General features: G+C 69.9%; 18 protein-coding genes. 10 read left to right on the top strand and 8 right to left on the bottom strand.

The annotated features are described in order from the left end of the window. The first annotated feature begins 17 nt into the window (after window positions 1-17). Window positions 18-422: a pilus assembly protein CpaE gene (locus ACE3O1_RS01200; protein ID WP_374311596.1), complete on the top strand. Its 405-nt coding sequence runs from the start codon at window positions 18-20 to the stop codon at window positions 420-422. Window positions 423-435: 13 nt separating this feature from the next. On the opposite strand, the gene ACE3O1_RS01195 is transcribed toward ACE3O1_RS01200, so the two are convergent. After that, the gene (locus ACE3O1_RS01195) at window positions 436-1,326 is read right to left on the bottom strand and encodes a 3,4-dioxygenase subunit beta (RefSeq protein ID WP_374311593.1); all 891 of its coding nucleotides are present in this window, start codon (window positions 1,324-1,326) and stop codon (window positions 436-438) included. 68 nt (window positions 1,327-1,394) lie between these two features. Further along, entirely contained in the window at window positions 1,395-2,600 is a 1,206-nt protein-coding gene (locus tag ACE3O1_RS01190) for an MFS transporter (RefSeq protein WP_374311591.1), read from the bottom strand. Window positions 2,601-2,951: 351 nt separating this feature from the next. On the opposite strand from ACE3O1_RS01190, the gene nrdH reads away from it, so the two are divergent. Genes nrdH through nrdF form a run of 4 tightly spaced genes read left to right on the top strand, consistent with a single transcriptional unit; the run spans window position 2,952 to window position 6,799 of the window. Next, window positions 2,952-3,185 (top strand): glutaredoxin-like protein NrdH, encoded by a 234-nt coding sequence (nrdH, locus tag ACE3O1_RS01185; RefSeq protein WP_019181042.1) that lies wholly within the window; start codon window positions 2,952-2,954, stop codon window positions 3,183-3,185. A gap of 4 nt (window positions 3,186-3,189) precedes the next feature. Further along, entirely contained in the window at window positions 3,190-3,654 is a 465-nt protein-coding gene (gene nrdI, locus ACE3O1_RS01180; protein WP_374311589.1) for a class Ib ribonucleoside-diphosphate reductase assembly flavoprotein NrdI, read from the top strand. Continuing rightward, window positions 3,636-5,792 (top strand): class 1b ribonucleoside-diphosphate reductase subunit alpha, encoded by a 2,157-nt coding sequence (nrdE, locus tag ACE3O1_RS01175; RefSeq protein ID WP_374311587.1) that lies wholly within the window; start codon window positions 3,636-3,638, stop codon window positions 5,790-5,792. The genes nrdI and nrdE overlap by 19 nt, the downstream gene beginning before the upstream one ends. A gap of 32 nt (window positions 5,793-5,824) precedes the next feature. After that, window positions 5,825-6,799: a class 1b ribonucleoside-diphosphate reductase subunit beta gene (gene nrdF, locus ACE3O1_RS01170; RefSeq protein ID WP_204978861.1), complete on the top strand. Its 975-nt coding sequence runs from the start codon at window positions 5,825-5,827 to the stop codon at window positions 6,797-6,799. A gap of 160 nt (window positions 6,800-6,959) precedes the next feature. On the opposite strand, the gene ACE3O1_RS01165 is transcribed toward nrdF, so the two are convergent. From ACE3O1_RS01165 to ACE3O1_RS01155, 3 genes are read right to left on the bottom strand one after another with little or no spacing between them, the layout of a single operon-like run. Continuing rightward, window positions 6,960-8,345: an L-serine ammonia-lyase gene (locus ACE3O1_RS01165; protein WP_374311585.1), complete on the bottom strand. Its 1,386-nt coding sequence runs from the start codon at window positions 8,343-8,345 to the stop codon at window positions 6,960-6,962. Then, entirely contained in the window at window positions 8,342-9,586 is a 1,245-nt protein-coding gene (locus ACE3O1_RS01160; RefSeq protein WP_374311583.1) for a M20 family metallopeptidase, read from the bottom strand. The genes ACE3O1_RS01165 and ACE3O1_RS01160 overlap by 4 nt, the downstream gene beginning before the upstream one ends. Then, window positions 9,583-11,076 carry an MFS transporter gene (locus ACE3O1_RS01155; protein WP_374311581.1) on the bottom strand — a complete coding sequence of 498 codons (1,494 nt, stop codon included), beginning with the start codon at window positions 11,074-11,076 and terminating at the stop codon, window positions 9,583-9,585. The genes ACE3O1_RS01160 and ACE3O1_RS01155 overlap by 4 nt, the downstream gene beginning before the upstream one ends. Before the next feature lie 98 nt (window positions 11,077-11,174). Here ACE3O1_RS01155 and ACE3O1_RS01150 point away from each other — a divergent pair, with 98 nt between their 5' ends. The 3 genes from ACE3O1_RS01150 (at window position 11,175) to ACE3O1_RS01140 (ending at window position 13,436) form a co-directional block, all read left to right on the top strand. Further along, window positions 11,175-12,176, top strand: coding sequence for an Lrp/AsnC family transcriptional regulator (locus ACE3O1_RS01150; protein WP_374311578.1), 1,002 nt, complete (start codon window positions 11,175-11,177; stop codon window positions 12,174-12,176). A 126-nt stretch (window positions 12,177-12,302) separates the two neighbouring features. Beyond that, entirely contained in the window at window positions 12,303-12,683 is a 381-nt protein-coding gene (locus ACE3O1_RS01145; protein ID WP_374311676.1) for a hypothetical protein, read from the top strand. A gap of 138 nt (window positions 12,684-12,821) precedes the next feature. Next, window positions 12,822-13,436, top strand: a complete 615-nt coding sequence (locus ACE3O1_RS01140) for a hypothetical protein (protein WP_374311576.1) — start codon at window positions 12,822-12,824, stop codon at window positions 13,434-13,436. A gap of 19 nt (window positions 13,437-13,455) precedes the next feature. Here ACE3O1_RS01140 and ACE3O1_RS01135 read toward each other — a convergent pair whose 3' ends face one another. Beyond that, window positions 13,456-14,565, bottom strand: coding sequence for a class I SAM-dependent methyltransferase (locus ACE3O1_RS01135; RefSeq protein WP_374311574.1), 1,110 nt, complete (start codon window positions 14,563-14,565; stop codon window positions 13,456-13,458). Between the two features lie 171 nt (window positions 14,566-14,736). Here ACE3O1_RS01135 and ACE3O1_RS01130 point away from each other — a divergent pair, with 171 nt between their 5' ends. After that, the gene (locus ACE3O1_RS01130) at window positions 14,737-15,201 is read left to right on the top strand and encodes a DUF3817 domain-containing protein (RefSeq protein ID WP_374311572.1); all 465 of its coding nucleotides are present in this window, start codon (window positions 14,737-14,739) and stop codon (window positions 15,199-15,201) included. 3 nt (window positions 15,202-15,204) lie between these two features. Here the strand turns inward: ACE3O1_RS01130 and ACE3O1_RS01125 are convergent, their stop codons facing one another. Both ACE3O1_RS01125 and ACE3O1_RS01120 read right to left on the bottom strand, forming a co-directional pair. Continuing rightward, window positions 15,205-18,093: an aminotransferase gene (locus tag ACE3O1_RS01125; protein WP_374311570.1), complete on the bottom strand. Its 2,889-nt coding sequence runs from the start codon at window positions 18,091-18,093 to the stop codon at window positions 15,205-15,207. Between the two features lie 84 nt (window positions 18,094-18,177). Further along, window positions 18,178-18,549 carry a VOC family protein gene (locus ACE3O1_RS01120; protein WP_374311568.1) on the bottom strand — a complete coding sequence of 124 codons (372 nt, stop codon included), beginning with the start codon at window positions 18,547-18,549 and terminating at the stop codon, window positions 18,178-18,180. A 188-nt stretch (window positions 18,550-18,737) separates the two neighbouring features. Here ACE3O1_RS01120 and ACE3O1_RS01115 point away from each other — a divergent pair, with 188 nt between their 5' ends. Next, a complete protein-coding gene (locus ACE3O1_RS01115; RefSeq protein WP_374311566.1) occupies window positions 18,738-21,302 on the top strand; it encodes an ATP-dependent Clp protease ATP-binding subunit in 2,565 nt (854 codons plus the stop codon). The last annotated feature ends 6 nt before the right edge of the window (window positions 21,303-21,308 follow it).

Raw genomic sequence — 21,308 nt, 5'->3', positions numbered from 1 at the left:
GCGGGGACAATGGACCCATGATCTCGACCGACCTGGCCCAGGCCCTGCGCGATGCCGGCCTGTCGTGGCGGCCGCGCTCGGGCGACCGCTTCCAGCTGGACGAGCCCGAGTTCGAGGCCGACGTCTTCACGGTGAGCGAGATGACCATCGAGCCGCGCGAGTATCCGACGGGGCGCATCCTCGCCTTCAACGGCACGACCGAGTGGGCGCTGGACTCCGTCGCGCTCGAGGACGCGCTGTGGCTGCCGCACGAGAGTCAGCTGCGCGAGATGCTCGGGCGCTCGTTCCGGGCGCTGCGGCGACTGCCCGACGCGTTCGAGGTCGAGATCGACCTCGCGGGCACGGCGCGGGTGTTCGAGCATCCCGAGCCCGCCGACGCCTACGCCCTGGCGCTCCTGGAGCAGCTGCGCCGACTCGCGTGACCCGGCCGCGTGGTCACACCCCGATCGTGAGCGACGCGATGTATCCCGCCGAGACCGAGCCCGACATGGACGCGATCTGGTGGATGCCGCCGTCTTCGCCGAACACGTTGTCGCTCTGCAGCGACACCTGGGAGGCGTTGCGCACACTCTGCTCGTAGCCCGCCGTCGCGTACACGGCCGCGTTGGTCTCGTCCGGGAGGGCGATCTGCGACGTCTTGACGATCGGACCCGAAGCCACGGCGGTCGCGACGTCCTCGTACACCTCGAAGTGGATGTGCGGCCAGCGGCCCGAGTAGCAGGCCGGGTAGATCGACGTGAACCGCACGGTTCCGTTCTGGTCGGTCTCCTGCACGCCGCGCAGGTAGTTCTCGTTCTCGACGCCCTGACTGTAGAGCGAGTACCGGCCCTCCCGGTCGCAGTGCCACAGGTAGACGCCGCGCCCCGCGAGAGCTGCGCCGGTCGCGGCATCCCGCACCGTCAGCGCGATCGTGAGCGGGACACCCGCCGCCGTCGTCGTCGACGATCCGAAGCTCGAGCGGATGTCGGCGCGCACGATGCCCGAGTCGTCGAGGACGTTCACCCCGTTCGAGCCGTCGCCCGGGTACGGGCCCGCGGTCTCGTCGGGCACCTCGTCGAGGGGGACGGATGCCTCGGCAGCGGCGCTCGCGGTGGGACTCGGCGTCGCGCTCGCCGTCGCGGAAGGCGACGCAGTCGGGCCGTCCGAGGCATCCGCTTCGCTCTTGGCGCCGCATGCCGCGAGGAGGCTCGTGAGGGCGACCCCGCCGAAGATGCCCAGCGCACGGCGGCGGTCGATGAGCGTGCGGATGTCATAGACGAGACCGCGGTGGTCCTCGTCGATGACCCGGCCGTTCGCGTCGGTCCAGCGGGTGTCGTCGTCTCTCATGGGAACGAGGCAACCCCACCGGGCTATGCGGCGGCCATGGGATCGCTGTGGCGGGCTTCGGCAGTCGATCAGGTGATCGTGTGGACCGGCTCGGTGTCGGGGATGGGGCTCGCGTCGCGGCCGCGGAGGTCGGGGAATCCGCGGACGAACACGATCGCGACGAGGAGCCCGGCGACCGCGAACGCCGTGGCCGCGATGTAGGCACCGGTGGGCCCGATGTCGTCGATGAGGAAGCCGGCGATGGCCGATCCGGCCGCGGCGCCGATGAGCTGGCCGGTGCCGACCCAGCCGAACGCCTCGGCGGTGTCGCTGAATTTGACGCTCGCCGAGGTCATCGCGAAGAGCACCGCGAGGGCGGGGGCGATGCCGATGCCGGCGAGCACGAGGGTGCCGCCGAGCCAGAACACGTCGAGCGACACGATGGTGAGGGAGAGGCCGACGGTCACGATCGCGAGCCGGCGCGCCATCGCCCACGGGCCGATCGGGATGTGCCCGAACGACAGGCCGCCTGCGAGGCTGCCGACCGAGAAGAGCGCGAGCACGATCCCCGCCTCGAGTCCGCCGTGGTCGAACGTCGCCACGACGCCGGCCTCGACCGCCGAGCACGCGCCGATCAGCAGGAACCCGACGACCGTGGCGAGGAGCACGGGCGTCTTGGTGAGGACCTTGCCGATGCTGCGCCGGCTGCGCGGGATGCGGACGCGCCCGACCTCGGGGGAGAGGACGAACCACGCGCCGCCGCCGAGGAGGATGACGACGATGAGCAGCAGGGCGGGGACAGTGCCGACCTGCGTCGCCACGAGGGTGATGACCACCGGGGCGATGATCCAGATGATCTCCTGCAGTGAGGCGTCGAGGGAGAAGAGCGGTGTCAGCTGCTTGGCCGTGACGAGCTTCGGGTAGATCGTTCGCGCGGCGGACTGGATCGGCGGCGTGGAGAGTCCGCTGACGAAGCCGAGCGCCATGTAGCCGGGCACGGGAAGGGTGATGAGGGCGATGGCGGTGATCGACAGCGCGCAGACGATCATGGTGGCCGTGATGACGGGGCGCATGCCCCAGCGGCCCATCCAGCGGCTGGTGACGGGGCCGGCGATCGCCTGCCCGATCGATGCGGCGGCGAGCACGAGACCGGCCGCGCCGTAGGAGCCCGTGACGTACTCGATGTGCAGCAGGATCGCGAGGCTGGTCATGCCGTTCGGGAACCGAGCGGTGAGCTGGGCGGCGATGATGCGCCCGACTCCCGGTGTGCGAAGAAGATCCCGGTAGCCCGCCACCCGACAACGTTAGCGCCCGGCTGCGACACGCCGCGACACGCCGAAGACGGTCATCCACAGGCAGATCCGATGTCGGATGCCCCGTTTAGCGTCCCACCTGTGGAGAGCTGCGCGAGCGGCATCCGAAAAGCGCGTGATTCAGGCTTTTTCCAGGTTCGAGATCAGGGCTCCTCCTGTGGATGAAACGGTGGAGAACCTGTGTTGTACATGGGGAGAGCGGTGGAAAATCACACTGATGTAACTACTAGCCCTTGTGGTGCTATCGAATGTCGGTACCCATATGTAGTATTGGACTCCCGGTGGGGGGCCTGCCGGAGAACAAGCGGATCTGAGGGGAGAGACAGGATCGATATGGCGATCACCGTCTACACAAAGCCTGCGTGCGTACAGTGCACGGCGACCTACCGAGCACTGGACTCGAAGGGCATCGAATACGAGATCCACGACCTTTCGGAGGACCCTTCGGCCCTCGAGCAGGTCAAGGCGCTGGGGTACCTCCAGGCGCCGGTCGTCATCACCGATGAAGACCACTGGTCGGGCTTCCGTCCCGACAAGATCGACGAGCTCGCCTCGCGGCTCGCGTGACGCCATGGCAACCGCGGTCGCACAGCGAGACGCGGTTGCCGGGCGCCGGACCGCGACCCCGCTCCTCGTCTACTTCTCGAGCGTCTCGGGCAACACGGCACGCTTCATCGAGAAGCTGGGAGCGAGGGCGGTGCGGATTCCGCTGCATCATGCGGACCCGCCCCTCGTGGTCGACGAACCGTTCATCCTCGTCACCCCGACCTATGGCGGAGGCCAGGGCAGGGGCGAGGAGAAGGGTGCCGTTCCCAAGCAGGTGATCCGCTTCCTCAACGACGAGCGAAACCGGCGCCTGATTCGCGGAGTGATCTCCGCGGGCAACACCAACTTCGGCGAGCACTTCTGCATCGCCGGCGACATCATCAGCCGCAAGTGTCATGTGCCGCACTTGTACCGGCTCGAAGTATTCGGCACGCCTGAAGACGTGGAACGCGTGAGCGAGGGATTGGAAAGATGGCAGACGCCGCAGTGACCGAGCAGGACTTCAAGACCGAGGTGCGCTTCGAGGGCATGGACTACCACGCCCTCAACGCGATGCTGAACCTCTACGACGCCGACGGGAAGATCCAGTTCGACGCCGACAAGCGCGCCGCACGGGAGTACTTCCTGCAGCACGTGAACCAGAACACGGTCTTCTTCCACTCGCTGAAGGAGCGCCTCGACTACCTGGTCGAGAAGGAGTACTACGAGCCCGAGGTGCTGAACAAGTACCCGTTCTCGTTCGTCCAGGAGCTCAACGACTTCGCCTACGGCAAGAAGTTCCGCTTCGAGACGTTCCTCGGGGCGTTCAAGTACTACACGAGCTACACGCTGAAGACGTTCGACGGCAAGCGCTACCTCGAGCGGTTCGAGGACCGCGTCGTGATGACCGCCCTCGCCCTCGCCGACGGCGACCAGAAGCTCGCGACGAACCTCGTCGACGAGATCATCTCGGGCCGGTTCCAGCCGGCGACGCCCACGTTCCTCAACGCCGGCAAGGCGCAGCGCGGCGAGCTCGTCTCCTGCTTCCTGCTGCGCATCGAAGACAACATGGAGTCGATCTCGCGCGGCATCAACTCCTCGCTGCAGCTGTCCAAGCGCGGCGGCGGCGTGGCCCTCCTGCTCTCGAACATCCGCGAGTCGGGCGCCCCGATCAAGCAGATCGAGAACCAGTCGTCGGGCATCATCCCCGTCATGAAGCTGCTCGAAGACAGTTTCAGCTACGCCAACCAGCTCGGTGCGCGTCAGGGCGCCGGCGCGGTGTACCTCAGCGCCCACCACCCCGACATCATGCGGTTCCTCGACACCAAGCGCGAGAACGCCGACGAGAAGATCCGCATCAAGACGCTGTCGCTCGGCGTCGTCGTGCCCGACATCACGTTCGAGCTCGCCAAGAACGGCGAGGACATGTACCTCTTCTCGCCGTACGACGTCGAGAAGGTCTACGGTGTGCCGTTCGGCGACATCTCGGTCACCGAGAAGTACCGCGAGATGGTCGACGATCCGCGCATCAAGAAGACGAAGATCAACGCGCGCGAGTTCTTCCAGACCCTCGCCGAGATCCAGTTCGAGTCGGGCTACCCGTACATCATGTTCGAGGACACGGTGAACAAGGCCAACCCGATCAAGGGCCGGATCAACATGTCCAACCTCTGCTCCGAGATCCTCCAGGTCAACACACCGACCACGTACAACGAGGACCTCTCGTACGCGCAGATCGGCAAGGACATCTCCTGCAACCTCGGATCGCTCAACATCGCGCTCGCGATGGACGGCGGCGACCTGGCGAAGACGGTGGACACCAGCATCCGTGCCCTCACCGCGGTCAGCGACCAGAGCCACATCGCCTCGGTGCGCTCCATCGAGGACGGCAACGACCGGTCCCACGCGATCGGCCTGGGCCAGATGAACCTCCACGGCTACCTCGCCCGCGAGCACGTGCACTACGGGTCGGAGGAGGGTGTCGACTTCACGAACATCTACTTCTACTCGGTGCTCTTCCACGCCCTGACGGCCTCGAACAAGATCGCCATCGAGCGCGGCGAGACCTTCGACGGGTTCGAGGACTCGACCTACGCGTCGGGGGAGTTCTTCGACAAGTACATCGACCAGGAGTGGGTCCCCGCGACCGACAAGGTGACCGAGATGTTCGCGGGTCACCACATCCCCACGCAGGACGACTGGCGCGCGCTGAAGGCCTCGATCCAGCAGCACGGCATCTACAACCAGAACCTGCAGGCGGTGCCCCCGACCGGCTCGATCTCGTACATCAACAACTCCACGTCGTCGATCCACCCGATCGCGGCCAAGATCGAGATCCGCAAGGAAGGCAAGCTCGGCCGCGTCTACTACCCGGCGGCGTTCATGACGAACGAGAACCTGGAGTACTACCAGGACGCCTACGAGATCGGCTACGAGAAGGTCATCGACACGTACGCCGCCGCCACCCAGCACGTCGACCAGGGCCTGTCGCTCACGCTGTTCTTCAAGGACACCGCGACCACGCGCGACATCAACAAGGCTCAGATCTACGCCTGGCGCAAGGGCATCAAGACGATCTACTACATCCGCCTGCGTCAGATGGCGCTCGAGGGCACCGACATGTCCGAGTGCGTCTCGTGCACGCTCTGACGGTCTGACCCGGGACTTTTGGAAGAGGAAAGATGAGCGAGAAGCTCCAGCTCCTGGATCACGTCCAGGCCATCAACTGGAACCGCATCCAGGACGACAAGGACCTCGAGGTGTGGAACCGCCTCGTGAACAACTTCTGGCTGCCCGAGAAGGTGCCGCTGTCCAACGACATCCAGTCGTGGAACACGCTGACCCCCGAAGAGCAGACGCTGACGATGCGCGTGTTCACGGGGCTGACGCTCCTCGACACGATCCAGGGCACGGTCGGCGCGGTGTCGCTGATCCCCGATGCGATCACCCCGCACGAGGAGGCCGTCTACACGAACATCGCGTTCATGGAGTCGGTGCACGCCAAGTCGTACTCGTCGATCTTCTCGACGCTGTGCTCGACGAAGGAGATCGACGAGGCGTTCCGCTGGTCGATCGAGAACCCGAACCTTCAGAAGAAGGCTCAGATCGTCATGGAGTACTACCGCGGCGACGAGCCCCTCAAGCGCAAGGTCGCCTCGACCCTGCTCGAGAGCTTCCTGTTCTACTCGGGCTTCTATCTGCCGATGCACTGGTCGAGCCGCGCCAAGCTCACCAACACAGCAGACCTCATCCGCCTCATCATCCGCGACGAGGCCGTGCACGGGTACTACATCGGCTACAAGTTCCAGCGCGGGCTCGAGAAGGTCGACGAGGCCACGCGCAACGACATCAAGGACTACACGTTCTCGCTGCTGTACGAGCTCTACGACAACGAGGTGCAGTACACGCAGGACCTCTACGACAGCGTCGGACTGACCGAGGACGTCAAGAAGTTCCTGCACTACAACGCCAACAAGGCGCTCATGAACCTCGGCTACGAGGCGATGTTCCCCTCGACGGTGACCGATGTGAACCCGGCGATCCTGTCGGCGCTCTCGCCGAACGCCGACGAGAACCACGACTTCTTCTCGGGGTCGGGCTCGTCGTACGTCATCGGCAAGGCCGAGGCCACCGAAGACGAGGACTGGGACTTCTAGACTCCCGCAGCTCTGAAGGCCCTGAGCGGGCTGACGTGGGCCCCGAATCTGCAGAGAGGCGCAGGTTCGGGGCCCTTTTCATGTCTCCGCTCATCCCGTCTCACCTGAGCGGGATGGGTCCAGCTCGTCGGCGGGACAGACACGGGAAAGGGTGAGGCGGTCAACACTCGACGACGTTGACGGCGAGGCCGCCGCGACTGGTCTCCTTATACTTCTCGCTCATGTCGGCCCCGGTCTGGCGCATCGTCTCGATCACGGCGTCCAGCGACACCACATGCCGACCGTCGCCGTGCAACGCGAGGCGCGCGGCGGTGACGGCCGTCGATGCCGCGACGGCGTTGCGCTCGATGCAGGGGATCTGCACGAGTCCGGCGACGGGATCGCAGGTGAGTCCGAGATGGTGCTCCATGGCGATCTCAGCCGCGTTCTCGACCTGCGCGGGCGTTCCCCCGAGCACGGCGCACAGGCCGGCGGCCGCCATCGCGCAGGCGGATCCGACCTCGGCCTGACATCCGCCCTCCGCTCCGGAGATCGACGCGTTCGCTCTGATGATCGAGCCGATCGCGGCGGCAGTGAGGAGGAAGGTCCGCACGCCCTCGGCATCCGATCCCGGCTCGAAACGCACGTAGTACATGAGCACGGCGGGCAGGATGCCGGCCGCCCCGTTCGTGGGCGCGGTGACCACCCGGCCGCCGCCCGCGTTCTCCTCGTTCACTGCGAGGGCGAACGCCTGCAGCCAGTCCGTCGTGACCGGTCGCCCCGCCTGCTCCGCCCGCCGGATGCTGTCGCGCATCGCGCGGGCACGCCGCGGAACACCGAGCCGGCCCGGCAGGGTGCCATCGGCATCGAGGCCCGATTCGATACAGCCGCGCATGGCATCCCAGATCGCGTCGAGACCCGCCGCCACCTCGTCCGCGCGGCGCGAGGCGAGTTCACCGGTGCGGGCGACGTCGGCGATGGACCGGCCGTCGACGCATAACGCGAGCAGCTCTGCGGCCGTGCGGAACACCGGGACGCCGTCGCGAGGTGCCGCCTCATCGGCGACGGCGCCGACGCGCTGGATGAAGCCACCGCCGACCGACAGATATGTCTCCTCGACGACCGCCTCGGCGGTGAACGCCCGAAGCAGGAGTGTGTTCGGGTGCCCACGTGGACGCGTGAACGGATCGAGCACGACATCGGAGCTGTCGAACGGCACCGGCAGCACACCGCCGAACGGCAGAGACTCTCCCGCGCGGTGCCCAGACCACGCGCCACGGACGGATGCCGGGTCGCAGGTCTCCGGGTCCATCCCGGCGAGCCCGGCGACGACGGCATCCGGCGTTCCGTGGCCGAGTCCGGTCGCGGCGAGCGATCCGTACAGGACCACCTCGACGCGACGGAGGTCGTGTGGGTGCTGCGCGAGCACGCGCCGCGCGAAGTCGCGCCCCGCCCGCATCGGCCCCACCGTGTGCGAGGAGGAGGGGCCGATGCCGATGGAGAACAGCTCGAACGCGGAGACGTAGACGCCGCTCCGCGCGTCGGTGACCGGTGCGATCGTCGTCACTCGTGACTCTGCGGGTGAGTCGTCGCCCCGACCGGACGGGCCGACTGCCGGCTGAGCAGCTCAGCGCGGGATGGCGGGGTGAGCGCTGCCGTCGCTGCGGCCCACGCGAGCCCGATCGCGGAATCGATGACCGCCCGGTCGGCCTCGGGCGTGGCCGCATCCGCGGCGAAGCCCTCGGTGTGCGGTGCGGCGGTCGACCCGAGGACCGCGATTCCGGGATGGATCGACGGGACGACCTGCGAGACGTTGCCCATGTCGGTGGAGCCGCCGGCCGCGCCGGTGTACGGGATCGGCTCGCGGCCGAGCTCGGCGAGGGCGTCGTTCCAGGCGTCCGCGAGGAGCGGTTCCTGGATGAGGGGGTCGTAGCGGGGCTCGGTGCGCTCCTGCTCCCACGAGCATCCCGACGCGAGGGCTCCGGCCTCGAAGCACGCGAGCACGCGCCGCTTCGCGTCGCGCAGCTCGTCGAGATCGAACGAGCGCACCTCGGCCTGCAGCACCGTGCGGGCGGGGATGATGTTCGTCACCTCCCCGCCCTGGGTGATCACCGCCGCCGTGCGCACCGTTCCGGGAAGCTGCTGTCGCAGCAGTCCGATCGCCGTGAGCGCCACAGTCGCGGCATCCAATGCGTTCACACCCTTGTCGGGGGCCGCCGCCGCATGCGCGGGACGACCCGTGTAGACGACCTGGAAGCGGTCGACGGCTTGCGTCCGGAAGCTCTCGCACCGCAGGTCGACACCGGGGGAGCCGTGCACCATGAGCGAGACCGTCGCGTCTTCCCAGGCTCCGCCCTCGAGCATGAGCACCTTGCCGCCGCCGTGCTCCTCGGCGGGCGTGCCGAGCAGCTTGACGGTGATCCCGGCCTCATCGGCGATGGCGGCGAGGCCGATCGCGGCTCCGAGGCCCGCGGCGGCGATGATGTTGTGCCCGCACGCGTGACCGATGAGGGGCAGCGCATCGTACTCGGCGCACACGGCGACGACGAACTCTCCGGAGCCGAAGCTCGCCTCGATCGCCGTATCGACGCCGAAGGCTCCGACCGTCGTCGTGAAGCCGGCATCGCGAAGGGCTGCCGCGACGAGCTCCGCGGCGTGGTGCTCCTGGAACGCGATCTCGGGGTTCGCGTGGATCTCGTGACTGACCTGGACGAGCCGCTCCTCCCAGGAGCGCACCGCTTCAGCGCTGCGCTCCTTCGCCTCGGTGAGGTCGATCAGGGTCTCGGTGGCGGGGTCGGCGAGGGTCATGCGGATTCTCCTTCAAGGATGGGGTCGGCCGTGGCCGCCGGGACGGGAACGGGATCCTCAGCCATAGGCGCGGGAACTCGGAGGAACAGGGCGAGGGCGGCGATCGCGATGCCGACGGCGGCGCAGATGCTCCATACGGCGGCGTATCCGGCAAACGCCGTGGTCGTGACTGCGGCCTCTCCCGTGCCGACGGTGATGAGGAAGCTGCCCATCACGAGGGCGAACACCGCACCCGCGACCGCACCGGCCGCCGTGCGTGAGGTGTTGTACAGCGCGGAGGCGATACCGACGGAGTCGGCCGGGGCGCGGCGGACGACGATCGTCGGCAGCACCGAGATGAGCAGTCCGTTGCCGAGGCCGGCGATCACCAGGGCGGCGACGAGCACGGCGACGACGGTCGGCGCGGTGAGGAACGCGAGGTAGCTGCCCGCGATGAGGAGTCCCCCGAGGACGATCGCCCCCTTCGCCCCGATCCGACCGGCGACCCGGTCTCCCAGGATGGAGGCGACGAAGGCCGACAACGCTGCCGCGAGCGAGACGAGGCCGACGGCGGCAGCGGTGAAGCCGAGCCCGAAACCGACGGCATCCGGGTCGCTGAGCAGGTAGACGCTGGATGCCGTCTGACCGCCGAACAGCTGCGCGCCGAACAGGAAGGCGATGATGATCGGCAGGCCGATGCCGCCGCGGGTGAGCAGCGCAAGATCGATGAGCGGGTGCTCGACGCGCTTCTCGACCACGACCCACGAAGCGAGCAGGGCGATGCCGCCGAGGATCGCGAGCCAGGTGATCGGGTTCGCCCAGCCCCATGCCGAGGCGTTCGAGATCCCGCCGAGGGCAGCGAGGAGGCCGATGCCGAGCAGGGAGGCGCCGAGCCAGTCGGTCTTGCCGGCGGCGCGGACCGTGGTCTCCGGCACCAGGAGGGCCACGACGGGCACGCAGATGAGGAGGAAGATCGCGGGTACCCAGAGCACGGCCCGGAGGTCGCCGATCGCCCCGAACAGGAGACCGGCGCCGAGCGCCCCGATCGCGGCGCCGAACGTGAGGGCGCCGACGAGCTTGCCGATCGATCGACCCGCGGACTTCTCGTCGCGGTTGCGGACGATTGCGAACTCGAGCGGGAGGAAAGCCGCGAGTGGGGCCTGGATGGCCCGGCCGACGAGGAAGATCTCGTACGTCGGTGCGAGCGCGACGACGATGGATCCGAGCGCGACGAGGGCGGTCGAGATCAGCAGCAGGCGCTTGTGTCCGTACCGGTCGCCGAGCTTCGCGAGGATCGGCACGAAGACGACGGTCGCCAGCATGTACGCGGCGCTGACCCAGTTGAGCTGCGCGGCGCCGACGCCGAACTCCTCGCCGATCGCGCCGAGCAGAACCGGGTACCAGCCCTGCAGCATGCCGGAGCCGAGTTCCATGACGACGAGGAAGCCGACGGCACCGCGGAGAGCGGAGCGGCCGCTGGAGGACGTGCCGGGCGGAGCGGGAACAGCCATATGAACTCCTCAGATCGGATCGGGGTGTGAGCGACTCTAAGAACCGCGGCGCTAGAATCCTGTCAGCGTGCCGGAAATCGAACCGAGAGCTGGTCAGAATGCAGGATATTGGCCTGGATGACGTCGATCAGCGCCTCATTCATGCCGTGCAGGTCAGTCCGCGCGCCACGTGGAGAGCCCTCGCCCCGATCGTCGGCGTCGACCCCGTGACGCTGTCGCGCCGGTGGGCGCGGCTCGTCGAGCAGGGCATCGTGTACGTCACGGGCTACGGCGGCGGGGCGTCGAGAATGCTCGTCCTCATCGAGATCGAATGCCGCCCTGGTGAGACCCTGTCGGTGGCCGAGACGCTCGGGAACGACCCTGAGGCGTTCACGATCGACCTCACCGCCGGCGGGAGGGACATCCTCCTTTCGCTCGCAGTTCCGGATGCCGAAGCGCTCGCGATCTGGACGCTGGAGCGCATCCGGGGCGTGACCGGAGTCAGTGCGATGCGCACTCATCTGGTCTCGGAGACGGTGCGCGATGCCCGGGGCTGGCGCCTCCGCGCGCTCTCGTCGCAGGAGGTCGCGCGGATTGAGAGCCTGGAACGGCGCGCACCCTCGGCATCCGTGCGCATGTCGGTGGAGCAGCGCAGCGCGATCGCGGCAGAGCTGGCGTACGACGGGCGCGTGGGGGTCACCGAGCTGGCGTCTCGCCTCGGCATGGCCCCGCGACGAGTGCGCGACGCCATCGCGGAGATGCGGGAATCAGGTCGGCTGGCGATCCGTGTCGATGTCGCGCGGCGGTACACGCCGTGGCCGATCTACGCCTGGTACTTCCTGCGGGTGCCTGCTGCGATAGCCGGCCGCATCGGGGAGCAGCTCGGCCGCATCGAGGAGGTGCGTCTGGTGGCGAACACGGTCGGCGAGTACAACGTGATCATGGCGGTCTGGCTGCGGACGCTGCAGGACGTCGGCCGCATGGAGGCGATCATCGAAGAGCGGCTGCCCGGTGTGAGCATCGCGGACCGGTCGGTCGTGCTGCGGACGACGAAGCACCTCGGTCACCTCTTGCACGCGGACGGGCGGGCCTCCGGCGAAGTCGTGCCCATCTCGATCTGATGGCGACGGTTCCGCCGCCCTACTCGTATCCGGTCACGCGCTGCCAGCGGGCATAGTCCATGGCGTGATCGTAGGGCCTGTCAAGTGCTCGCGGTGCCGGGGATCCTCTGCGACGGTGGGGCCATGATGAGAACCCTCGCCCGGTGGACGCTCGCGGCCGCCATGGTCTTCGCCGGCATCAGCCACCTGTTCTGGGCACGCCGCGAGTTCCGGGCGCAGGTGCCCGACCTCGCCACCAAGGTCATAGACGAGGATGCCGTGGTGGTGGCCTCCGGCGTCGCCGAGATCATGCTCGGCACCGCCCTCGTCGCCCTCCCCGAGTCCCGTGGGCGCGTGGGGGCGATCCTGGCCGCCTTCTTCGTGGCGGTCTTCCCCGGCAACATCGAGCAGTACGCCAAGCGCCGGGACGGGTTCGGGCTCGACAGCGACAGCAAGCGGCTCGTGCGCCTCTTCTTCCAGCCGGTGCTGGTGGCGTGGGCCCTCTGGTCGACGCGGAGCCCGCGCTGACGCCCACCCGCGGTAGGCGGCGGATCATCCTCCTCGGGTGAGGCCGCTCACCCGCGTCCCTCCCTACAGTGAGCGTCACGCCGCTCCGTGCCGAAACCCCCGTGGCACTCTGGGGAGTGGTCGAACGGAGCCTCGCCCATGTCCGCCAGCATCCCGCCCCCCGCCGCGCCCGGATCCATCTCACGCGGCACCCTGATCTGGTTCGGCCTCGCGATCGTCGTCCTCGCCTTCTTCGCCGCCTTCCTCGGATCGTGGCTCGCGCGATCGGTCGACACGACCCCGGTCGCCGCCGAGCCCACCCCGACCGTGCAGGAGACGGCGACGGCCGAGGACTACGAAGCCGCGCTCGAGGAGATCCTGCCGGCGGGCTCGTCCGTGCGCGCCGGATCGGGTGCGCCCGAATCGGGCAAGGGATACGAAGGCGACGTGTACATCGACGTCGCGACGGCCGACGTGTACCTCTTCGAGGACGACTGGACCCTCGTGGGCAACATCCGCGAGTCCGCCGCCGCGAACCTCACGGGAGCGACCGGTGCCCCCGGCGCCTCCGGGTCGGACGGCGAGCAGGGCGAGCAGGGGGAGCAGGGCGATCCCGGCACGCAGATCTCGCTCGGCGAGGGAGAGCCGGAGCCCGACAGCTGCCAGGGCGACGAGATCTACATCGACACGTCCGCGCCGATGTTCTACCAGTGCGCGGACGGCGTGTGGGTGTCGTTCGCCCCGCCGGCCGAGGAGACCGCGCCCGAGGAGTGATCCCGGGTCGCCCGGTGAGTCAGCGCCGGGTCGACGCCGTCAGGGTGAACTTGGTGTTGCGCGCGACCTGACGCGTCGGTCCGACGAGGCGCTCGAGAGCCAGCCGGTAGTGCAGGGCCGAGTTCCACACGGTCCACAGTTCGCCCCCCGGCCGCAGCACGCGAGCGGCGTCGGCGAACAGGCGCGGCGCGACGCTCTCGCTGATCGCCCCACCCACGTGGAACGGCGGATTGAGCGCGATGAAGTCGGCCGACGCATCGGCGCGCGTGGCCAGCATGTCGTCGCGCACGACCTCGACACGGTCTGCGACGCCGTTCGCCTCCGCGGTGGCGCGCGCCGATGCGACGGCGGCGGCGGACTGGTCGCACGCGTACACGCGCAGCTCCGGATGCCGCAGCGCCAGCGTCGCGGCAACCACACCGGTGCCGCACGCGAGGTCGATGGCGGCATCCGTCCCCTTCGGTGGAACGGGCAGGTGCTCGAGGAGCAGCCGGGTGCCGATGTCGATGGACGCCCCCGCGAAGACCCCTCCGAACGCGCAGACGACGAGTCCGTCGTGCCGCTCGCGCCGCGGCGCGGGGTCGCGGCCGTCGTGGGGGCCGCGGGCGATGAGCGCGCGTGACTTCTGGCGCGCGTGGGTCACGTCGACCCGCTCGAAGTGCTCGCGCAGCACATCGTTCATCGCCACCGTCATGTGTTTGAGCCGCCCGCCGGCGTAGACGACGACGTCCGGGTCGGCGTGCGCGGCGACGAGGCCGGCGATGTCGCGCAGCGCGTCCAGCGAGCGCGGCAGTCGCAGCAGCACGACTCGCGCCCCGCGCACCACATCGGGCGAGAGCGGCAGCGACGTGAACGCGACCTGGAGCCCGAAGCGCTCGGCGTTGGCCGCGAGTGCGCGCTCGCCGGTGAGCGCATCCTGGTGCACGCGGATGCCGCTCGCGCCGTCGGCGGCCGCTCCCAGCGCGAGCGCTCCGTACGCGTCGCCGATCACTGCGATCGCTCCGTCCGCTGCGGCGGAGCGCGCGTCCGCCGACTCGTCGAGGATCAGCCGGTCCGCGGCATCCGAGGCCGGAAGATCAGGGCCCTCGAGATCGGGCCAGCGGCGCAGCGCGGCGGGGGAGAAGTCCACAGTCCCACGGTATCGGGCGGCGCGGCGTGAAACGGCGGGGAGAAACGGCCGCTTCCGGGCCGGTCCCGCGGCGCTGCCCCCGGAATCTCCCCGCCGTTTCACCGGATCGGGCGGTCAGGACGCGACGACGCACGAACGTAGGCTGGGGGCATCCACACCCGAAGGAGACCTGTGTTCCGCACGCCCTTGAACCTGTTCCGAGTCATGGCGGTCGCGGAGGCGATCTCGTGGACGCTGCTCATCGCGGGGCTCATCGTGCGGGCGACCAGCGACCTCGCCGTCGCGGTGACGATCGGCGGCGGCATCCACGGGTTCGTGTTCCTCTCGTACGGCGCCACGGCGGTGCTCGTCGCGAAGAACCAGCGCTGGGGGGCGTGGCCGACGATCGTGGCGATCGCGAGCGCGGTGATCCCGTACGCGACGATCCCCACCGAGCTGTGGCTGCACCGCTCGGGGCGCCTGGCCGGGCCGTGGCGCCTGACAGCGACCGGCGATCCGCGTGACGCCGCGTGGCACGACCGCCTGATGCGGTGGTTCCTGGCGCGCGCGTGGCTGCTGGCCCTGCTGATCGCGCTCGCGGTCGTGGCGCTCTACGTCGTGCTGCTCATCGTCGGGCCACCCGGCGGCCGCGACTGACCCTCACCAGCCGGTCGTCAGCACGCGGTCGAGCGTCGCGACGAGCGCATCCGCGCTTTCGCGCGTGAAGCACATCGGCGGCTTGATCTTCAGGATGTTCTGGTGGTCGCCGGTGGGCTGGGCGATCACGCCGAGCTCGCGCAGGCGCACGCAGATCGCCGCGGTCTCCGCGGTGGCGGGCTCCCACGTGGCGCGGTCGCGCACGAGCTCCGGGCCCAGATAGAAACCCGATCCATGCACCGCGCCGATGAGCGGATGCCGCTCCCCGAGCTCCTCGAGCCGCCCCTTGAGGTAGCCGCCGACGTCGCGGGCGTTCTCCTGCAGGCGCTCGTCGCGGATCACGTCGAGCACGGTGAGGCCGACGACGCTCGACACGGGGCTCCCTCCCGCTGACGAGAAGAAATAGCCGCCGGAGCGGTAGCGGTCGGCGATCTCGCGGGTGGTGATGACGGCGCCGAGCGGATGCCCGTTCCCCATCGCCTTGGCGACGGTGACGACGTCGGGGACGACGCCCTGCTGGTCGAAACCCCAGAACCACTCGCCGAGCCGGCCGTAGCCCACCTGCACCTCGTCGGCGATCGCGAGCCCGCCGTGGGCGCGGACCGCGGTGTACACGGCGTCGAGGTATCCGTCGGGAAGGGCCACGCCGCCGCCGTTCCCGAAGAGCGTCTCGGCGATGAACGCGCCGGGTGCCGCTCCCGCGGCGGCCAGCCGGTCGATCTCGGCGACGGCCTCCGGGGCGTAGCGCGCCGCGTCGGCGCCGCGGTGGGCGCCGCGGAGCGGATTCGGGGCGGGGAGCGTGTGCACCCAGGCGGGTCGGGTCTCCGGCGCGGCGGGGTTGTCGGCGACCGAGGTCGAGACGGCATCGCTGAGGTAGGTCCAGCCGTGGTACGCCTCCTGCAGCGCCAGCACGTCGGTGCGCCCCGACCACGCCTGGCCGAGCCGCAGGGCGAGGTCGACGGCCTCGGAGCCGCTGTTGACGAGGAACACGGTGTCCAGCGGGTCGGGGAGGAGCCCCGCCAGGCGCTCGGAGAACTCCACGACCGCGGGGTAGTGGAAGCGCGAGTTCGTGTTCAGCAGATTCCACTGGGCCGCGACGGCGGCGACCAGACGCGGGTGGGCGTGCCCGATCGAGGTCACGTTGTTGAGGGTGTCGAGGTACACGCGCCCGTCGGCGTCGACGAGGTGCTCGCGCCAGCCGCGCACCATCACGGGCGGGTCGGCGAAGTAGTGCTCCTGCACGTCGGCGAACGCGGCCTCCCGCCGGGCGAGCAGCTCTGCGGCGTCGGCGTCCGGATCGGCGGTCGATGACGGATGCCCCGGCACGAGCGCACCCGCATCGGCGACGACCACGCGCCAGGCCGCGGCGAGGCTGCGAGGAGCGAACCGGGGCGCCTCCGCGCCGGTGCGGACGACCTGGACCCACAGCGATCCCTGTGCCTCGCCGACGAGGTCGCCGGCCTGGACGGCGGTGCCGTCGGGCACCGCGCTGCGCACGCCGTCGAGCACGAGGTCGACCGTGCCGCTGCGCAGTCGCACCCCCTGCGTCGTGGCCTGAATCGTTCCCGGCCAGGGCGCCGAGACCCGCTCAGCTCCACCGAAGAGCAGCTCGACGCCGAGTGCCACGTTGAGCGGCTCGGCGGGGTGGAGCGGTCGTGAGCGTGTGAGCCGGGCCTCGCCGAACCTCGCCACGACGACGCGGGCGGAGCCGAGGCATCCGCTCATCACGTCGGCCTCGGCGGATGCGGCGAGCCACCGTCCTTCGTGCAGCGCCGGGCTCGTCGGCGACAGATCGGCGACGGCGACCTCGCCCGGCCCGAGCCGGGGGAGCAGGGCCTGGCCGGGCGGGAGCGCGAGCGGATCCGCCGCGCGTCCGGTCGCCGCCGCGACGAGCGCCGTCGCGACCTCGAGCGGGACGGAGGTCGCGGCGTCGAGGATCGCGAGCTCGTGATCGAGGTTCCCGGCGGCGTAGTCGTTTCCGGGGTCGGTCGCCAGCACATGATGGGCGCTCGCGACGAGCGTGGCGGCGCGCACGACGAGGAGCGGCCACAGTGCCGTCGTCTCGGCGTCGGAGAGCGGGCGTCGCCGATGGTAGGCCGCGACGGCCCGCATCGCGGCCGGCAGGTCGATGCCGTCGTGGTGCAGCAGCGATGAGACGGTGATCGCGAGCTCGCCGACCGTCCAGGTGCGGTTGAGGTCGCCGAGGTCGATCACGCCGTCGGGCACGCGGGCGACGGGGTCGCCGGTCACGACGTTGTCGTCGGTCAGATCGCCGTGGATGAACTGCGTCGGCAGCTCGTGCGCGACGGCGTCGACGACCGACCAGGCCGAGGCTGCGGCATCCGTCAGTCGTGCGCGCAGAGCCGGGTCGGCCACGAACGGGAGAAGATCGTCCAGGACGGCGCGGGCGTGACGCAGATCCCACTGGTGCACACGCTCGGCGGCTGGCGCGTCGAGGTCCGCGAGGGCGAGCGCGACCCGTGCGGCGAGGTCGCCCATCGCCTCGACGACGGGCCGGGGGAGGTGCCCCGACAGGGTCTCGCCTTCGAGGAACTCCAGGACCCGCCCGTGCATGGCGACGCCGTCGACGTCGAGGAGGATCGCCGTGGTGCCGTCGCTCGCGGCGCGGGCCCGGGGAGCGCGGCAGCCGGCCCGCTCGGACAGCAGCGCGGCCGCGGCGGACTGCGCCTCGAGCTCCGCGGCCGAGACGCTGGGGTTCGCGATCTTGAGGAGCAGCCGCGGCCCGTCGGCGGGTTCGAGCAGGAAGTTGCGGTCCTGATGGCTGCCCAGTGCCCGCGCGGTGGCGACGATGCCCCAGTGCTCGAGGGCGATCGCCGCCGCGGCGGCCTCGTCGATGTCGGGCGGGGCGGGCGTGACCGGATCGGCGCTCATGCGTGCTCCTCGCTGGAATCAGCACGAGGCTACCGGGTCGGGGCGGCGGATCCGTCCGGAATCCGCGCGCCACGAGGCGAGCTGTCAGGAACGGGCGGGCAGCTCCTGCAGCGTCCAGCGGTTGCCGTCGGGGTCGGCGAAGAAGACGAAGCGTCCCCAGCCCAGGTCCTGGACACCCTCGGCCTCGACGCCGAAACCCCGCAGATGGGCGAGAGCCGCGTCGGCGTCGGGCACCACCACCTGGATGGTGTTCTGCCGCCCGGGTTCGAGATCGATGCCGAGCCCTTCGCCGATCGCGATCGAGCAGGCAGACCCCGGCGGCGTGAGCTGCACGAACCGCACTCCCTCGTAGGGGACCTGATCGTGGTCGGCGGTGAACCCGATCTTCACGTAGAAGTCCTTGGCGCGGTCGACATCGGTCACCGGCACGAAGATGAGCTCGATCTTCCAGTCCATGCTGCGGCCTTCCTCTCGACGGGCGGCGGTGCCCGACTCGCTGCCCACGGTAGGCCCGGCCGCGGACACCGGGTGCCGCGTCACCCGACCGTCGGGAATACGGCGCCTCCGCGAGCGTTGAAGTTGATACGACTGCGCTCAAGTTATGAATCCGTGCAGTCGTTTCCCGATCCCAGGAGACAGACGGAATGCCCGAAGACTTCACCCCCTCCGCCGGCGCCGACGACAGCGGCAGCTCGTTCGACGAGTTCCTCGCGCGGTATCTGGCCGGAGAGCGCGCGCGTGCGGAGCGGTCGATCGACCTCAGTCGCTTCCTCGGGGCGCGCACGCAGGAACTGCTGCAGCGCGCCGGCCGGTTCGCCCTCGAGCGCGGCCAGCGCGAGCTCGACGCCCTCCACGTGCTGCGCGTCCTCGTCGAGGACGCTCCCGCGCGCGACGCGGTCGAGCACATCGGCGCCGACCCTCGGGCGATCCTGCGCGCCACCGAGGAGCGCCTGCCTGCGGCATCCGCCCCCGCCGACGTCGACGGCGCGGTCATCACGTCGTCGGTGCAGCGCGCGCTGTTCCACGCCTTCCAGGTCGCGCGTTCCTCGGGGTCGACCTACGTCGACCCGGAGCACCTGTTCTTCGCGCTCGTCCTCGCGCAGGACACCCCCGCCGGCCAGGTGCTCGCGCGCGCCGGCGTGACGGCCGAGGCTCTCACGCAGGGCCTCCGCGAGACCGTGGCGCCGAGCTCCGCTCCCGCGACGGAGGAGGGGACGGATGCCTCGGCATCGGCCACCCCGATGCTCGACACGTACGGCACCGACCTGACCGAGCGCGCCGCGGGCGGCGAGCTCGACCCCGTGATCGGCCGCGCCGACGAGATCGAGCAGACGATCGAGATCCTCAGCCGTCGCACGAAGAACAACCCCGTGCTCGTCGGCGAGGCGGGCGTCGGCAAGACCGCGATCGTCGAGGGACTGGCCCAGGCGATCGTCGACGGGGCCGTCCCCGAGCAGCTGCTCGGAAAGCGCGTCATCGCGCTGGACCTGCCCGCCATGCTCGCCGGCACACGCTACCGCGGCGACTTCGAGGAGCGCCTCACCAAGACGATGGACGAGATCGCCGCCCACAAGGGCGAGCTCGTGATCTTCATCGATGAGGTGCACACCGTCGTCGGCGCCGGCGGTGCGGGCGACGGCGGCATGGACGCCGGCAACATCCTCAAGCCCCGCCTCGCACGCGGCGACCTGCACCTCGTGGGCGCCACGACGCTCAAGGAGTACCGCATCATCGAGAAGGATCCGGCGCTGGAGCGCCGGTTCCAGCCGGTGCGCGTGGGCGAGCCGTCGGTCGCGGACGCCGTGCTCATCCTCCAGGGGCTCAAGCCCGCGTACGAGGAGCACCACGGCATCGTCTACACCGACGAGGCGATCCGCGCCGCCGTCGAGCTGAGCGATCGCTACATCAGCGACCGCGTGCTGCCCGACAAGGCGATCGACCTCATCGACCAGGCAGGCGCGCGGCTGCGGCTGCGGCTGGGCGCGAAGGTCGACGTGAGCGGGCTCATCGAGCAGCTCGCGACGCTGGAGGCCGACAAGAACGCCGCCGTCTCGGCCGAGCACTACGAGGAGGCCTCGCGCATCCGCGACCGCATCGCGGCCGTGCAGGCGCGCCTCGACGACGTCACCGCTTCGGGTGCGGCCGCACGCGGCGAGGCCGTCGTCGGCGAGCCCGAGATCGCCGCCGTGATCAGCCGGGCCACCGGCATCCCCGTCAACCGCCTCACCGAGACGGAGCGGGAGCGCCTGGCCCAGCTGGAGGACGAGCTGCACGACCGCGTCATCGGCCAGGACGACGCCGTCGCCGCCGTGGCCAAGGCCGTGCGCCGCAACCGCACCGGCATGGGCGATGCGCGGCGGCCGGTCGGCTCCTTCCTGTTCCTGGGACCCACGGGCGTGGGGAAGACCGAGCTCGCCAAGGCGCTCGCGTCGTCGCTGTTCGACGACGAGGCGGCGGTGATCCGCTTCGACATGAGCGAGTTCGGCGAGCGGCACACGGTATCGCGCCTGGTCGGAGCTCCTCCCGGATACGTCGGCTACGACGAGGCCGGCCAGCTCACCGAGCGCGTGCGCCGCAACCCGTACTCGATCGTGCTGTTCGACGAGATCGAGAAGGCCCACCCGGACGTGTTCAACCTGCTGCTGCAGGTGCTCGACGACGGGCGGCTCACCGACGGGCAGGGTCGCACGGTCGACTTCCGCAACACGGTGGTCGTGATGACCTCGAACCTCGGCTCGGAGTTCCTCGCCTCGCGCGGAGGGGCGATCGGCTTCATCGCCGACGGCGGCGGCTCGACGGGCTTCGGCTCGGACAAGGATCTGCGCGACCGCGTGTTCGCCAAGCTGCGCGAGGCGATGCGGCCGGAGTTCCTCAACCGCATCGACGAGATCGTGCTGTTCCGCAAGCTCGACAAGCCTCAGCTGCGCGAGATCGTGGGCCTGCTGCTCGGGGCCACCCAGGCGCGGCTGGCGGGGCGCGAAGCCCGGCTCGTCGTCACCGACGCCGCGATCGACTGGCTGGCCGAGAACGGCTACGAGCCCGAGTACGGGGCACGTCCGCTGCGCCGGCTCATCCAGCGTGAGATCGACGACCGCATCGCCGATCTCCTCGTCACCGGCGAGCTCGCCGACCTCGGGACCGTGACGGTGGATGCCGCAGCCGGTGGCCTCCTCGTCGGCGCCGGCCTCCCTCTCTCCGCCGCCGCCTGATCCGGC

Source organism: Microbacterium sp., assembly GCF_041909575.1.
Taxonomy (GTDB): Bacteria; Actinomycetota; Actinomycetes; order Actinomycetales; family Microbacteriaceae; genus Microbacterium.
The sequence above is the reverse complement of the archived record's forward strand: the minus strand, read 5'-3'. Positions and strand labels throughout refer to the sequence as shown.

Bases quoted from the DNA above. Each gene is read 5' to 3' on its own strand.
- ACE3O1_RS01200 (WP_374311596.1), top strand. From the start codon at position 18: ATGATCTCGACCGACCTGGCCCAGGCCCTGCGCGATGCCGGCCTGTCG.
- ACE3O1_RS01195 (WP_374311593.1), bottom strand. From the start codon at position 1,326: ATGAGAGACGACGACACCCGCTGGACCGACGCGAACGGCCGGGTCATC.
- nrdH (WP_019181042.1), top strand. From the start codon at position 2,952: ATGGCGATCACCGTCTACACAAAGCCTGCGTGCGTACAGTGCACGGCG.
- nrdI (WP_374311589.1), top strand. From the start codon at position 3,190: ATGGCAACCGCGGTCGCACAGCGAGACGCGGTTGCCGGGCGCCGGACC.
- nrdE (WP_374311587.1), top strand. From the start codon at position 3,636: ATGGCAGACGCCGCAGTGACCGAGCAGGACTTCAAGACCGAGGTGCGC.
- nrdF (WP_204978861.1), top strand. From the start codon at position 5,825: ATGAGCGAGAAGCTCCAGCTCCTGGATCACGTCCAGGCCATCAACTGG.
- ACE3O1_RS01160 (WP_374311583.1), bottom strand. From the start codon at position 9,586: ATGACCCTCGCCGACCCCGCCACCGAGACCCTGATCGACCTCACCGAG.
- ACE3O1_RS01155 (WP_374311581.1), bottom strand. From the start codon at position 11,076: ATGGCTGTTCCCGCTCCGCCCGGCACGTCCTCCAGCGGCCGCTCCGCT.
- ACE3O1_RS01150 (WP_374311578.1), top strand. From the start codon at position 11,175: ATGCAGGATATTGGCCTGGATGACGTCGATCAGCGCCTCATTCATGCC.
- ACE3O1_RS01145 (WP_374311676.1), top strand. From the start codon at position 12,303: ATGAGAACCCTCGCCCGGTGGACGCTCGCGGCCGCCATGGTCTTCGCC.
- ACE3O1_RS01140 (WP_374311576.1), top strand. From the start codon at position 12,822: ATGTCCGCCAGCATCCCGCCCCCCGCCGCGCCCGGATCCATCTCACGC.
- ACE3O1_RS01125 (WP_374311570.1), bottom strand. From the start codon at position 18,093: ATGAGCGCCGATCCGGTCACGCCCGCCCCGCCCGACATCGACGAGGCC.
- ACE3O1_RS01120 (WP_374311568.1), bottom strand. From the start codon at position 18,549: ATGGACTGGAAGATCGAGCTCATCTTCGTGCCGGTGACCGATGTCGAC.
- ACE3O1_RS01115 (WP_374311566.1), top strand. From the start codon at position 18,738: ATGCCCGAAGACTTCACCCCCTCCGCCGGCGCCGACGACAGCGGCAGC.